Annotated in this window: 12 protein-coding genes; 1 reads left to right on the forward strand and 11 read right to left on the reverse strand. The window is 71.1% G+C overall.

All coding sequences use genetic code 11. The features are described from left to right. Positions 1 to 12 precede the first annotated feature (12 nt). From ACFU95_RS45235 to ACFU95_RS45250, 4 genes are all read right to left on the reverse strand, one after another. Positions 13 to 1,038 carry a PDR/VanB family oxidoreductase gene (locus ACFU95_RS45235; protein ID WP_383841761.1) on the reverse strand — a complete coding sequence of 342 codons (1,026 nt, stop codon included), beginning with the start codon at positions 1,036 to 1,038 and terminating at the stop codon, positions 13 to 15. Further along, a complete protein-coding gene (locus ACFU95_RS45240; protein WP_383841764.1) occupies positions 1,038 to 1,916 on the reverse strand; it encodes a metal-dependent hydrolase in 879 nt (292 codons plus the stop codon). Before ACFU95_RS45240 ends, ACFU95_RS45235 begins: the two co-directional genes overlap by 1 nt. A 115-nt stretch (positions 1,917 to 2,031) precedes the next feature. Next, positions 2,032 to 3,957 (reverse strand): hypothetical protein, encoded by a 1,926-nt coding sequence (locus ACFU95_RS45245; RefSeq protein WP_383841767.1) that lies wholly within the window; start codon positions 3,955 to 3,957, stop codon positions 2,032 to 2,034. A gap of 155 nt (positions 3,958 to 4,112) precedes the next feature. Then, positions 4,113 to 4,670: a tetratricopeptide repeat protein gene (locus tag ACFU95_RS45250; protein WP_383841770.1), complete on the reverse strand. Its 558-nt coding sequence runs from the start codon at positions 4,668 to 4,670 to the stop codon at positions 4,113 to 4,115. A 69-nt stretch (positions 4,671 to 4,739) separates the two neighbouring features. Between ACFU95_RS45250 and ACFU95_RS45255 the strand changes: the two genes are divergently transcribed. Beyond that, entirely contained in the window at positions 4,740 to 5,171 is a 432-nt protein-coding gene (locus tag ACFU95_RS45255; protein WP_383841773.1) for a hypothetical protein, read from the forward strand. Positions 5,172 to 5,249: 78 nt separating this feature from the next. Here ACFU95_RS45255 and ACFU95_RS45260 read toward each other — a convergent pair whose 3' ends face one another. The 7 genes from ACFU95_RS45260 to glnII form a co-directional block, all read right to left on the reverse strand. Continuing rightward, entirely contained in the window at positions 5,250 to 6,818 is a 1,569-nt protein-coding gene (locus ACFU95_RS45260) for a DUF1996 domain-containing protein (RefSeq protein WP_383841776.1), read from the reverse strand. Positions 6,819 to 7,021: 203 nt separating this feature from the next. Next, on the reverse strand, positions 7,022 to 7,675 hold the full coding sequence (locus tag ACFU95_RS45265) for a LuxR C-terminal-related transcriptional regulator (protein WP_383841779.1): 654 nt from the start codon (positions 7,673 to 7,675) through the stop codon (positions 7,022 to 7,024). Continuing rightward, positions 7,660 to 8,955: a sensor histidine kinase gene (locus ACFU95_RS45270; RefSeq protein ID WP_383841782.1), complete on the reverse strand. Its 1,296-nt coding sequence runs from the start codon at positions 8,953 to 8,955 to the stop codon at positions 7,660 to 7,662. The genes ACFU95_RS45265 and ACFU95_RS45270 overlap by 16 nt, the downstream gene beginning before the upstream one ends. A gap of 52 nt (positions 8,956 to 9,007) precedes the next feature. Further along, complete coding sequence (locus tag ACFU95_RS45275) at positions 9,008 to 10,033, reverse strand: NAD-dependent epimerase/dehydratase family protein (protein ID WP_383841785.1); 1,026 nt, start codon at positions 10,031 to 10,033, stop codon at positions 9,008 to 9,010. Positions 10,034 to 10,129: 96 nt separating this feature from the next. Continuing rightward, a complete protein-coding gene (locus ACFU95_RS45280) occupies positions 10,130 to 10,675 on the reverse strand; it encodes a winged helix-turn-helix domain-containing protein (protein ID WP_383841788.1) in 546 nt (181 codons plus the stop codon). Positions 10,676 to 10,968: 293 nt separating this feature from the next. Further along, a complete protein-coding gene (locus ACFU95_RS45285; RefSeq protein WP_383841791.1) occupies positions 10,969 to 11,889 on the reverse strand; it encodes a DUF6891 domain-containing protein in 921 nt (306 codons plus the stop codon). Positions 11,890 to 11,971: 82 nt separating this feature from the next. Next, the gene (gene glnII, locus ACFU95_RS45290) at positions 11,972 to 13,003 is read right to left on the reverse strand and encodes a glutamine synthetase (protein WP_383841794.1); all 1,032 of its coding nucleotides are present in this window, start codon (positions 13,001 to 13,003) and stop codon (positions 11,972 to 11,974) included. Positions 13,004 to 13,605: the final 602 nt, after the last annotated feature.

Here is a 13,605-nt window from a genome sequence, read left to right on the forward strand (position 1 = left end):
GATCACGGACGTTCACATGTCCAACACCAGGCGATCACTCCGTGCCCGCGACACACAGATCAGCATCGAGTCGGCCCGCTCCGCGTCGGTCAGCAGCTCGTCCCGGTGCTCCACCTCGCCCTCCAGCACCCGCTGTTGGCAGGTCCCGCAGAAGCCCTGCTCGCAGGAGTAGGCGGTGCCGGGCAACGCCGCGCGTACGGCGGCCAGTACCGTCGAGTCCGCGGCGACGGTCAACGTCCGCCCGCTGCGCCGGAGTTCGACCTCGAAGGCATCGCCCGCCGAGGCCCGGGGCGTGAACCGCTCCAGCCGCACCCGCGGGAACCGCTCCGCCACGGAGGCCATCAGCCCCTCCGGCCCGCAGCAGTAGACGGCGGCGTCCTCGGACACGTCCGCGAGGTGAGCGTCCAGATCCGGCACCCCCGCCACGACGCTCACCCTCCCTGTCCCGCCCAGCTTTTCGACCTCCTCCAGGAACGGCATCGAGGCACGGTCACGCCCGCAGTACAGCAGCCGCCACTCGACCCCGTCGGGCAGCGCCCGCAGCATCGGCAGGACGGGCGTGATCCCGATGCCGCCCGCGACGAAGACGTACGACTCGGCCGTGGCCAACGGGAAACGGTTCCGGGGCCCCCGCACCTCCACCTCCATCCCCTCCCGCAGCCGCTCGTGCACCTCGCGCGAGCCGCCCCGCCCGTCCGGGACCAGCCTGGCCGCCACGGTGTACGACGAGGTGTCCTGCGGGTCGCCGCACAGGGAGTACTGCCGCACCAGCCCCGACGGCAGCGCGAGGTCGAGATGCGCGCCGGGCTCCCAGCGCGGCAGGTCACGGCCCTCCAGCCGGAGTCGCACGACCCCCTCGGCGACCTCTTCCCGCGAGGCCACCAGCAGCCGCAGCGCCCGTGACCGGGGCCGCCCGGAGACCGGCTCCTCCAGGGCGGGCATCGGCCACAGCGGCGAGGTCCGGATACGGCGGCGCATCGCCCGCCGCACGAGCAGGGCGGTTCCGGCGAGGACGGCGACGGTACGGAGCTTCGGCATCAGGCGGCACCCTTCTCCGCGGCGAGGGCGGCGGGGGAGGAGGCCAGATAGGCGACGGCCTGCGCGGTGGAACCCTCCTGCGAGGGGTGATACGCACGGCTCAGATACCGGGGGATCGACCTGAGCATGTCCCCGGTCGCCGGCAGCGTGCCCCGCCTGCCCCGGACGTAGAAGTCCCGGAAGGAGGCCCGGCCGTCGACGAGCGTCGGGTCGTTCTCCATGAAGAAGCGCGCCCCGCGCTGCCACAGGAAGACGAGGGCGGTGAACGCGGTCGCCCAGGTCCGCACCCGTCGCCGGTAGTCCCCGTCGACATGCGTGAACAGGTCGAACGCGACCGACCGGTGCTCGACCTCCTCGGCGCCGTGCCAGCGCAGCAGGTCCAGCATGGTCGGGTCGGCGCCGCGGCGGTCCAGCTCCTCGGCGTTGAGAACCCAGTCGCCGAGGAAGGCGGTGTAGTGCTCGATGGCCGCGATGATCGCCACCCGCTCCATCAGCCACCAGCGGCGCGCGCGTCCCGGCGGCAGCGTGCGGTCGCCGAGCAGCTTCTCGAAGAGCCAGTCGACCTGTGCGGTGTACGGCGTCGGATCGAGTCCCTGCTCCCGCAGATGCGGCAGCACCTCGTCATGGGCCTGGGAGTGCATCGCCTCCTGCCCGATGAACCCGATGACGTCCGCACGGAGCTGTTCGTCCCGGATGTACGGCAGCACCTGCTTGTAGACGTGCACGAACCACCGCTCGCCGGCGGGCAGAAGCAGATGCAGCACGTTGATGGTGTGCGTGGTGAACGGATCGCCGGGCACCCAGTGCAGCGGGGTGTCGTCCCAGGAGAAGGACACCTTGCGGGCCTTGAGGGGAATCCGGTCCTGCGTGTTGGACATGGCGTCAATGTACTGACGGGTAGGGCCGGGGTGAACCCTTGTGCGGGCCCTTATTTACATTCTTGTCAGCAAGGCTCGGGGTGACTCACGCCGATCGCGACGACCGGGATCCCCCTCACCGAAGCCCGTCGATCGAGCGTCCGCTCTCCAACGTGCCCTTCAGGTCGGCCTGTGCGCCCTGCTCCGCCCGCACGGCCAGCAGGCTGCCCCGGGAGGTGCCGCGCACCCCGCCGGTGGCCCGGATCGACTCCGTGTCCCGGGTGCCCGCCGCCAGCAGATACCAGTCGCCCGCCTGCGCCTTCCACAACACCCCCGCCAGCACATGGGGATCGCGCGTTCCGCACGCCGGCACGTTCTGCGCCTTCGCCGTCACCGCCGCGTGCGTCGTACCCGGCGTCCGGAACTGGGCCAGCACCCGCTCGCCGCCACCCCGCCAGGTCTCGGCGCGCGTGCACACCCAGTCCGCCGCGCCCGTCCCGTCGGGAAGCGTCTGCCGGGCATACGCCCAGGCGTTGACCGTGCGTACCCCCGCCGAGCGCATCGCACCCAGCCAGCAGGAGTACGGCGCCCAGGTGTGCAGTGCCCGCGTGCCGGACACGTCCCTGGCCTCCCCGGGGCGGCCGGTGGTGAGGCGGGCCGGAACCAGCTCGGCGAGGTCGGTCAGCACACGGGTGCCGGTGCCGTCGGCCACCTCCAGCGCGTTCCACGACGAACAGGCGCCGGTCTGCTGGGCGGCAGGGCTCGCCAGCGGTGAGGTGACCCCGTCGGTCAGGGTGAGGGCCATCGCCCCGGCGTCCGGCTTCAGCAGGTCCCGCTCGGCCGCCTTCCGCACCCAGGGCGCGAGCAGATAGCGGACATTGCCGTCGGCCCGGCTCAGCACCACCGCGCTCGCCTCCGCCCTGGTCGCGTTGTCGACCCGGGAGAAGTCCAGGGCGGCACCGGCCGTGCCGTCCTTCGGCTCGGCGTAGCGGGCGATGCGCAGACCGTCGTAGAGGATCACCGCGCGCACGTTGTCGACGGACCCCGCGTACAGCAGCTGCGGCGCGCCGGACGGGCCGCCCGCCGGGGTGCCGGGCGTCGCCGAGACCGTGACCTTCTCGCCGGGGCGGGCCCACACCGCGAGGGCCCGGCGCAACAGGGCCGAGTCGTCGGTGAGGTCGCCGCGCGCGGGCCACACGGAGAAGTCGGTACGGGCGGAGGACTGCCAGGCCAGCGCGGGGACCTTCGTCAACTGGGCCGGGTCGAGGGCCGCCTCGGCCGCCGGGTTCTGCGCGTACGCGGGCGCGGCGGGACCGTCGGGGCCCCAGCCCTCACCGGGCAGACCGAGCAGCGCCCCGCACACGAGGAGGGCGGCCCCGGCGGCGAGCGCGGCCTTCGTGTGCTGCCTGCGCCGCATCAGATCGGTGGGGCGCGCCTGGAGCGAGCACGGGTCGAACTCGGGGGAGTCGAGCAGCGCGTGCTGCTCGGGGACGGTCCCGGCCTCCTCCAGCGCGTCGTCCACGTCCTCGACGCCGGCCGCCGTCAGTACGTCGCGCACCTCGCCGTCCGGGAGCTTCTCCAGCCCGCGCAGGACGTAGGCCGCCCGCGCCGGGCCGGACAGCGCCGACAGTCGCTGGTCCAGAGCGAGCTCGTCGGCGCCGCCCGACCGGGGGAAGAGGCGCAGGCCCCAGATCTGGGGCAGCAGGGGCGGCAGTTGGGAACGCTTGGGCCAGGCCAGGCGGCGCAGCGGCAGGCCTGCCTCCAGTGCCGTACGCAGGACCCGGAGCCGGAGGAAGGCATACCCGGGGTCGCCCTCGCGGCCCGTCGACTGGGCCGGGATCGTGGGCGCCGACGCCGCCCGGCCCCGGGGCAGCGCGCGCTGGGTGAGGGAGTGCGCGGTCACCACGCGCCGGTTGCGGCCGAGGCTCGGCGGCAGCACCAGGTAGGCGAGCCGGACAAGACGCGGATAGTGCTCGACGAGCGCGGCCTCGGCCCGCTCGACGTCGACGACCGGATCGGCCGAGGCGGGTGCGGGGCGCGAGGCGACATCCTGTGACTGCACGTTCAGCAGAACGAGCGAATGGACGGTAGGTCACAACCCACGGTTCAGCCAGCGCCGGCCAGGGGCGCGGGGCTGTATCGGCATGCGGCTCCGCCGCGGGGCGCGACAAGCCACGACGCGCCCGCAGACGCCAGGACCACCGGTCCCGGCAGTTCCTACGGCGTGTCCACCAGCGCCCGCGCATAATTCGCCATTGACCTCTGATATCGCGGCAAATGCGCCGCCAGCGCACCCAGCACCAGCGACAACCCCTCCCGATCCCGCCCGAGGCTCGACAGGCACAGTGCCAGCGTCGCCCGTACGGCGTCGTCCAGCTCGTCGGAGGGGGCGTCAAGTTCGGGCGTCAGCAGCGTGACGCCCTCCTGCGCCTGCCCGACGTTCCGGAGCGAGCTGGACAGCTGGATCTTGGCCCGCCGCCCCTTGTAGCCGCTCACGTCGCTGAGCCCGCGTGCCAGCGCCTCCCGGTACAGCGGCACCGCCCGGTCCGAGTGACCGGTCGAGTCCCAGGCGCAGGCCCGCTCGAAGGGGCCCAGCGGGCTGTCGTCCGGCAGTTCGGCGACGAGGGCGTCGACGACGGTGCGGAAGTCGGCCGCCTTCTCCTCGGGGTAGGTGCCGAACGTCGCCCATGCCGCTCTCACGCGGTCTTCCCAGTCCTGGTTCACCGGGCCACATTCGCACACCCGTGCCCGTGAGACCCTCGGATTTGAGTGCATCGCATGCCCCAGCCGTATGTGACACGAGGGCCCCGCCGGGGCTCTGTGCGGCATGGACCGGAGGAAGACATGAGGTTGACCCGAACCGGGCTCGCGCTGACCGGCGTGGCGGCGGTACTGGCACTGACGGGCTGCGGATCCGGCGGGGACAGCGAGGCGGCCGTCCCCGAGACGGCGACCGGCAGTCTTGAGCACCTGGCGGCCGAGGTGAAGTGCAAGCCGAACATGCAGACGGACGCGGACGAGATCCGCCAGGCCATCTGCGACAACACCACCGGCAAGTTCGTCCTCGCGACCTTCGCCACCGACCGGGGACAGGCCGAGTGGCTGAGCGGCGCGAAGGACTACGGCGGCTACTACCTCGTCGGCCGCAAATGGGTCGCCGTCGGCCAGGAGAAGACGGTCGACGCACTCCAGAGCAAGCTGGGCGGAACCATGGAGGAAGGCTCCGCGCACATGAATCCCGGAGGCAGTCACAACAGCGGCAGCCATCACGGCTGACCGCGGGGATCAGCAACAGCCGAAAGCCGGCGGTGGGAGGAGATCCCACCGCCGGCTTTCGCTACCGGTTCAGTACCGCTACTGGCAGTTCTGGCCGCTGTTGATGCAGTTGACCACCTCGTTCATCGTGTTCTCGTCGAAGAAGTTGATGAAGTCGTTGTGGTCGGTGATCGCCTTGTGCAGCTGGTCCGGGAAGGAGTCCACCGCGAAGGCGTTCTGGACCTGGCCGTTCTGGATCTGCGGGGCCTGGACGTCGTAGACCAGACGGACCTGGAGCTGGGGGATCGCCTGGAAGTTGTTGGCGCAGGTGCCGTCTCCCTGGACGAACGCCACGTGGGTACGGTGGTTGGCGCTGTCGATGTTCTGACCGTCCCAGCAGCTCTGGAAGTTGGACGTCCGCACCACGGAGCTGCCCTCGGGGCAGATCGGGAGCTTGTCGTGCAGCTGGACCTTGTCCTCGAAGCCGGTGCAGCTCCAGTTGGCGTTGGCGTTGTTGTTGCCGTTGACGAAGGCCTTGGCGTCACCGGTGATGATGCGCAGGGCCTGCGGCATGGCGACGACATCGCTCGTCTTGTTGCCGACGAACTTCAGCTGGGCCTCGCTGGGCTCGACGATCGTGCCGACGTTGCCGTCCTGACCGCCACCGGGGGCGTTGGCGTCGATGTCGTTCTGACCGTCCTGGATACGCAGCACCGGCCAGAAGTACGACGACTTGTCACCCTGGTTCTGGCAGGTGGTGTCGCCGTTCGCCAGGTCCTGGTCGCTCGCGAAAGCGTTGTTGGCCTGGTTGCCGACGTAGTCGTGCTGGTGCTGCGCACCGTTGCTGACACCGGGGGCGACGATCACGTTGTCCGAGTTGCGGTTCTCGTTCTCGTTGGTGCCGCAGTTCGTGGTGAAGCTGCCGGTCGAACCGCCGTTCCCGTTCGCGGGGAGGCCGTTCGCGCCGACGCCCAGCTGGGCGTTGCCCTGGACCTGGGTGATGTCGACGAAGTCGTCCGCGTTCGGACCGTTGCCGGCCTGACCGCCGTTGCCGCCCTGGTCCTGTCCGCCGCCGTCCTGCCCGCCCTGGTCCTGACCATCGTTGTTCTGACCGTCGTTGTTCTGACCGTCGTTGTTCTGGTCCTGACCGTCCTGGTTCTGGTCCCCGCCCTGCTGGCCGTCGTTGGTCTCCGGCTGCTCGGCCGGGACACCCTGGCACTCGGCGAACTGGTCCATGTTCTGCGGCCGCTGGCCGCCGGCCCGGTTGATGTTGATGCCGATCCGGTCCAGCGTGGCCACGCGCTTGGACTTCAGCGGGCCGAGGATGGCGTTGTTGACGAAGTTGGCGTCCCCCGCCTGGGCCTGCCGCGTCTCGGCGAGACGCTTGTAGGCATCCGTGACCTGCCTGTCCAGCAGCGCCAGCTCCTTGGCGACGCCCTGGCGCGCGCTCTTCGGCACCTTCGTCAGCTTCTGGCCGACATCAGGGCAGTTGATCGTCGCGACCTGGGCGTTCGTGGACTTCGTCTGGTTCCACCCAGAGTTGTCCTCGTGCGCCGAAGCGTAAAAGTTGGCCCATACAAGCCCGCCCCCACCGAGCGCTAGGGCTGCCGATGCGGCTATGGCCTTGGTGGCCAGCGGCGTACGGCGTTTTCTCGTGTTGCGTCCCATGGAACTCCTCTGACTTCCTTTTTCGGGGCATCGAGGGCGCCCGACAGGAGTGAAGCGGCTCCCATTCATACGGAGCGCGGCCCAGAGGTGTTCAGTCGTCCCGGAAGTTGTTGAGAGATTCGTGAGAACGCTGTGTCCTCAACAGCCCCGGAAACACCAGCAGTTGTTGATCCCGCACGGCGGGTGAAGGGCCGGGTCCGTTTTCACCGGCCGTGGTCGAGATACGCGAGAACCGCCAGCACGCGACGGTTGTCGTCGTCCGACACCTCCAGGCCCAGTTTGGCGAAGATATTGGCGGTGTGCTTCGCGATCGCCCGTTCCGTGACGACCAGCCGCTCGGCGATCCCCGCGTTCGTCCGCCCCTGCGCCATCAGCTCCAGCACCTCCCTCTCACGGGGCGTGAGCCGGGCCAGCGGCTGGTCGTCGGCCGCGCGCCGGGTCAGCAACTGCTGGATCACCTGCGGGTCCATCGCCGTGCCGCCCGCCGCGACACGGCGTACGGCGTCCACGAACTGGTCCGCGTCGAACACCCGGTCCTTCAGCAGATACCCCACCCCGCCACTGCCGTCGGCGAGCAACTCCCGCGCGTACAACTGCTCCACGTGCTGGGACAGCACCAGCACCGGCAGCCCGGGCTTCTTCCGGCGGGCGTCCAGCGCGCACTGCAACCCCTCGTCGGTGTGCGTCGGCGGCAGGCGTACGTCGACGACGGCGACGTCCGGCTCCAGCTCGGCCAGCGCGCGGGCCAGCTCGGGGCCGGTCTCCACGGCCGCCGCGATCTCGAAGTCGTAGGCCTGAAGGAGCCGGACGAGACCGTCGCGCAGCAGGAACAGGTCTTCGGCTAGGACAACGCGCAAGGGATCTCCATGGTGACCATGGTGGGACCGCCCGCGGGGCTGCTGACGGCCAGGACGCCGTCGAATGTACCCAGTCGCCGCTCGATTCCGGCGAGGCCCGAACCGGCCCCGACCACGGCACCGCCCTTGCCGTTGTCGGTCACCGTGACGCGCAGCATGCCGGCGGCGCCCTCGTCCACATGGTGCAGGTCGATCCAGATCCGGTCGGCACCCGCGTGCTTGACGGCGTTGGTGAGCACCTCGCTGACCGCGAAGTACGCCGCCGACTCCACGGGCGCCTCCGCGCGCCCGGGCAGCTCCACGTTCACCTCGGTCGCGATCGGCAGCCGCAGCGCCAACGCCCGCACGGCGTCGCCCAGTCCCCGCTCGGCGAGCACGGGCGGGTGGATGCCGCGCACGAGGTCGCGCAGCTCGGAAAGCGCGTCGGCGGACGACCGGCGTGCCTGCGCGACGAGCTGCTTGGCCTTCTCCGGGTCCTTGTCGAGCAGCATCTCGATGGTCCCGAGGTCCATCCCCATCGCCACCAGGCGCGCCTGCGCCCCGTCATGCAGGTCCCGTTCGATGCGGCGCAGCTCGGCGGCGGAGGTGTCCACGGCGTCCCGCCGGGTTTCGGTCAACACCCGTACGCGCTCGGCGAGCCGGCCCTGGTCGGAGGCGAGGACGGCACGGGTGAGGCGGAAGTGGAACTGGAACGCGGGCACGGTGTACCGGTGGGCGACGATGAGCAGGACGGCGCCCAGGGCACCCGCGCCCAGCGCGGACGTCTGGTCGCTGACCGGCACGAAGCCGTACCAGTACGGCCCGTACTCGCCGTACGGCCCGCCCGTCATGGTCCGCCACAGCCCGGCCGCCAGCGCGAAGCCCTCCAGCGGGTAGAGCACCAACACGGCCGGCAGCAGCGCGGTCACGAATCCGGCCGTCATGTCCACCGGCAGCCAGCGCAGGTCCCGCCAGGTCGCCGGGTCGCCCAGCATCCCGAAGGTGCGCGTCCAAGGATTGGCGCCCTTCGGCAACTGCCGGTACGCCGGCGGAATCCGCACCCCGCCCCACTCGGCGGCGAGGACCCGCCGCCAGTCGGCGTACGCCCGCACCCCCGTCAGCACCCAGGGCGTCGTGACAAGGCCGACGCCGATGGGGATCAGTGCGATGGACACGAGGGACAGGACGAAGCAGAGAACGGACCCCGGCAGCGAGATCAGGGCCAGCCCCAGCCCGCGCAGCGCCGCGACCCCCATGCCCCGTGCCCTCGAACTCCGAACGTTTTTCGTGTCATTGGTCATGGCGTCAGTCTCGCCGAGGGCGCGATGCGGGTCACTGGGGCGGGGCCCCCGGTCAGGAGGTGGTGTCAGGTACACCCCCCAAGCCCGCGAGGACCTTCGCCTCCACTTCCGGGTCCAGGCCCTTCGCGCTCCGGTCCGGCCGCATGGGCGCCGTACGGCCGATGCCCTGGAGCCACCGCCAGGTGTCGGCGACGGTCTCCTCCACCGGACGGCAGCGCAGCCCGGTAGCCAGGGCCCGGGACACGTCCGCGCCGTGCAGGGCGTCATGCATGTCGCTGCCCGGCGGCACCCACACCGGCAGCTGCGTCCACGGTTCGATGCCCGCGTCGAGGATCACCTCGGGTTCGGTCCACCGGAGCTCCGCCGTACCGCCGACGGCGGCCACACACGCGTCGAGGAACGTGCCCATACGGGCGTGCCCCTGCGGGCTCATCAGGTTGTACGGCCCGCTCAGCTCCTGCTCCACCGCCCCCACGATCCAGTCCGCGAGATCACGGACGTCGGCGTACTGGAGCGGCAGGTCCCGTGGCCCCGGCGCCAGCACCGGCCCGCCTCGGGCGATCCGGGTCAGCCACCACGGCAGCCTGCCGACGTTCTCGTACGGCCCGAGGAGCAGCCCGGCCCGTACGAGAACGGAGTTCTCCGCCCCGAACTCCTCGACGGCGGCCAGCTCGCCGCCCCGCTTGTCCCGCGGGTAGTCGGTGTGCCAGGCACCGGCCTCGGCGCCTTCCGCCAGCGGCGCGTCCTCGCCGTACCCCGCGGGCGGGGCCCACGTGTACACCGAGCAGCTCGACACGTACACAAAGCGCCCGGCGCGGCCCCGCAGCAGCCGCGCCGTGTCCCGCACCGCGCGGGGCGCGTCCGACCAGGTGTCGACCACGGCGTCCCACTCGCCCTCCGCTTCGGCGAGGGCGGCGAGCCCGTCGGGCGCGGTGCGGTCACCGTGCAGCGACCGCACCCCGGCCGGGGGCTCGTGCCGCCCCCGGTGGAAGACCGTCACGTCCCAGCCGCGCCCGAGCGCCGACTCCACGACGGCCCGCCCCGCGAACTCCGTACCACCCAGCATCAGAAGCCTCATGCCCCGACTCTGCACCGTGCCGGGTCGAGGCGGAACAGCACTCTGCCGTCAGCAGAGGGTCGGCGGGGGAGGAGGAGAGCCGCCGCGGGCGGCGGATCAGCGTCCGACCGGCGGGGTGTACTTGTACCCGACCCGCCGCACCGTACGGATCGTGTCCCGGTGCTCGGCGCCCAGCTTGCGGCGCAGCCGGGCGATGTGGACGTCGACCGTACGGCCGTCCCCCACATGCCCGTATCCCCACACCGTGGTGACCAGCTGATCGCGCGTGTGCACACGATGCGGGTGGGACACCAGGTGGGCGAGCAGCTCGAACTCCAGGTAGGTGAGGTCGAGTTCACGCCCGTCGACCGCGGCGGTGCGCCGCACGCTGTCGACGCTGACGAGCGGATCGCCGGACGTGGCGAGGGGGGCGGCGACCGGAGGCTGCTGGTCGGCCGGGACGAGCACCAGGTAGCCGATCATCGGCGGCTGCCCCGGCAGCGTGGGCAGGGAGTGCTGGGGAGCGGGCAGCCAGGTGGCACCAGGCGGCAGGAGGTCCGCGACGTCGATCACCTCGTCCCGGTCCACGGCGCGCAGATGATGCCGTGCACCGGCCGGGGAGTTGAGCGTGGGGGCGGTGGAGAGAGAGCGAGTGGTCGCCATGAGGTCAGCTCTTTTCGCGCGAGAAGTCCGTTGGGAGACGTACGTCGTTGCGCGCTGGCCGAAGGCCGGGAGGTTTTACGGCTTTACAGGGCCCGCGCGTTCACGCGCGGCAACACACCCGGTCGAAGTCGTGGTGCTGACGGGAAGGCCAGAAGGGCTCGAGGTCATGGCGACCTGTCGCGGAGTACTTCTGGAAGCTGGCCATACCCCCATTGAAGCAGACCCCGTCCACGGAAAGGAGCCTTCTCTCACGGGTCGGACGCTTCCTTGACCCGGAGGTGGTGTCGCGTGCCTCACCCCTCCAGTCGTTTGCGCCACTCCAACGGCATGACAGTGATCGACTTCTCCGGCGACCCGTCCCATTCCGTGGACAGCCCGACGCCCGCCAGCGCCGCGACCACCTCGCGTCCGACCCCGGCGGTGGTCTCCTCGGACCCGTCGAACCCGCCGTAGTAGAGGGCGAGCCCGTGCCCGTCGGCGGCATGCTCCGTGACCTGTTGATGGAAGAAGACGAACCCACGCGCGTCCTCCCCCTCCCCGCCGATCTCCGCCATCCCGCACCCCCGGCAGCAGGCGAAGTTCTCCCTGGCCGTGATGCCGCCCGCCTCCAGCGCCCGGAAAGCCCCGCTGAGCCGCTCGGGGTCGGTGACGCCCTCCCAGGCCTCCTGCTCGGCGAGCCGCTCCAGCCACAGCCGGTCCACCAACTGCCACGCCTGGGCCGTGGACACCGGCCGCTCGTCCCCGTCGACCAACCACTCCTCGGCGATCTCGACGAGCACCCTGCGACTGTCGTACCCACCACGCAAGCGAGCCCGGACGCGCTCCTCGACCTTCACCCGCACCTCGTCCGGCAACTCGGGCACGACATCCCGCGGCGCCTGCTCGACCGCCTCCCACACCACGCCCGCGTCCCAGGCGACGTCCTGCCGCGCCCAGCCGACCACCAGATCGGCCACCTGCCCCGCATCGGCGAGATCCGCTCCGTAGAACCCCTCGTCCCCCACCCGATGCTCGACCCGGAAGCCCGCACCGTCCTCGTGCCACACCTGCGCGAACACATCAGGGAGGTCCGGTATCCGCTGGACGACCAGGAACCGGTCGCCGGCACCCCCGATCCGCTCCACCAGCTCCCGCAGCCGCGCCGCGGAAATCCGCGTATGCGTCTGCCAGTTCTCCGTCTCGACCCTGACAGCGAGACCCCCGTCGATCACCATGCCCCCACCTTGGCACGCCCCACTGACAACGAAAGGGGCGCCCACCGTCGCGGTGGGCGCCCCTGAGAAACCGTGGCGAGGATCAGACCTGGCCGGCCTTCTCCAGCGCGGAGCAGCAGGTGTCGACGATCAGACGCGTCACCAGGTACGGGTCGACGTTGGCGTTCGGACGACGGTCCTCGATGTAGCCCTTGCCGTCCTTCTCGACCTGCCACGGGATGCGAACGGACGCGCCGCGGTCGGAGACGCCGTAGGAGTACTCGTTCCACGGGGCGGTCTCGTGCAGACCGGTCAGACGGTCGTCGATGCCGGCGCCGTAGTTCTTGACGTGGTCGAGCGGCTTGGAGCCCTCACCGAGCGACTCGGCGGCGGTGATGATCGCGTCGTAGCCCTCGCGCATCGCCTTGGTGGAGAAGTTGGTGTGCGCACCCGCGCCGTTCCAGTCGCCCTTCACCGGCTTCGGGTCCAGCGTCGCGGAGATGCCGAAGTCCTCGGCGGTGCGGTAGAGCAGCCAGCGGGCGACCCACAGGTGGTCGGAGACCTCCAGCGGGGAGACCGGGCCGACCTGGAACTCCCACTGACCGGGCATGACCTCGGCGTTGATGCCGGAGATGGCCAGACCCGCCGCCAGGCAGTTGTCCAGGTGGGCCTCGACGACCTCACGGCCGAAGATCTCGTCGGCGCCGACACCGCAGTAGTAGCCGCCCTGCGGGGCCGGGAAGCCGCCCTTGGGGAAGCCGAGCGGGTAGCCGTCCTGGAAGAACGTGTACTCCTGCTCGATGCCGAAGATCGACTCCTGCGCGGCGAACTTCTCGGCGACCTCGACCAGCGCGGCACGGGTGTTGGACTCGTGCGGCGTCATGTCGATGTTCAGGACCTCGCACAGGACGAGGATGTCGTCGCCGCCGCGGATCGGGTCCGGGCAGGTGAAGACCGGCTTGAGGACACGGTCCGAGGAGTGGCCCTCGGCCTGGTTCGTGGAGGACCCGTCGAAGCCCCAGATCGGAAGCGCGTCCAGACCGACGGGCTCGCCCGTGATGATCTTCGTCTTGGAACGGAGCTTGGCGGTCGGCTGGGTGCCGTCGATCCAGATGTACTCAGCCTTGAAGGTCACGGGCCACTTCCTTCGGGGGTGTGTCAGACGCACTTGCGGGTGCTGCGGCGCTGCGGCACTGGGGCGCCGCTCTTGTTGCCCGCGACCCTGTCAACAGGCGATTTCCCGGTCGTTGCTCGAATGTGAACCCCGTGTTACCTGAGGTTGGTGTGGCGCGACTCACGCTGTGAGCGGAGGACCCCACGACCCCGCAGTCGCCCGCGGCGGCGAGGGGTGGCGCGTACCCCCATGGGCCTGGCGGCCGCGTACGGCGGCTTGGGGACCCGCCGGCGGACGGCGCATACCCCCGGCCCGGCCCGCACACGCCGATGGCGGCGAGGGGCAGCGTCGGGGGATGGCGCATGCCACCCACGGGCCGGCGGCCGCGTACGGCGGCTTGGGGACCCGCCGGCGGACGGCGCATACCCCCGGCCCGGCCCGCACACGCCGACGGCGGCGAGGGGCAGCGTCGGGGGATGGCGCATGCCACCCACGGGCCCGGCGGCCGCGTACGGCGGCAAGGGGACGCGTCGGGGGGTGTCCGCCCGCAGAGTCCGGTGTCAAGGCTCGGCACCTCCTGGCAAAAGCCCAACGCACCGGACCGAGGACGGACACCCCCCGAC

Source organism: Streptomyces sp. NPDC057623 (assembly GCF_042800355.1).
Lineage (GTDB): Bacteria > Actinomycetota > Actinomycetes > Streptomycetales > Streptomycetaceae > Streptomyces.

What these genes read in the sequence shown, in the direction of transcription:
- ACFU95_RS45235 (WP_383841761.1), bottom strand. Translation starts at nt 1,038, where the DNA reads ATGCCGAAGCTCCGTACCGTCGCCGTCCTCGCCGGAACCGCCCTGCTC.
- ACFU95_RS45240 (WP_383841764.1), bottom strand. Translation starts at nt 1,916, where the DNA reads ATGTCCAACACGCAGGACCGGATTCCCCTCAAGGCCCGCAAGGTGTCC.
- ACFU95_RS45250 (WP_383841770.1), bottom strand. Translation starts at nt 4,670, where the DNA reads ATGCACTCAAATCCGAGGGTCTCACGGGCACGGGTGTGCGAATGTGGC.
- ACFU95_RS45255 (WP_383841773.1), top strand. Translation starts at nt 4,740, where the DNA reads ATGAGGTTGACCCGAACCGGGCTCGCGCTGACCGGCGTGGCGGCGGTA.
- ACFU95_RS45260 (WP_383841776.1), bottom strand. Translation starts at nt 6,818, where the DNA reads ATGGGACGCAACACGAGAAAACGCCGTACGCCGCTGGCCACCAAGGCC.
- ACFU95_RS45270 (WP_383841782.1), bottom strand. Translation starts at nt 8,955, where the DNA reads ATGACCAATGACACGAAAAACGTTCGGAGTTCGAGGGCACGGGGCATG.
- ACFU95_RS45275 (WP_383841785.1), bottom strand. Translation starts at nt 10,033, where the DNA reads ATGAGGCTTCTGATGCTGGGTGGTACGGAGTTCGCGGGGCGGGCCGTC.
- ACFU95_RS45280 (WP_383841788.1), bottom strand. Translation starts at nt 10,675, where the DNA reads ATGGCGACCACTCGCTCTCTCTCCACCGCCCCCACGCTCAACTCCCCG.
- ACFU95_RS45285 (WP_383841791.1), bottom strand. Translation starts at nt 11,889, where the DNA reads ATGGTGATCGACGGGGGTCTCGCTGTCAGGGTCGAGACGGAGAACTGG.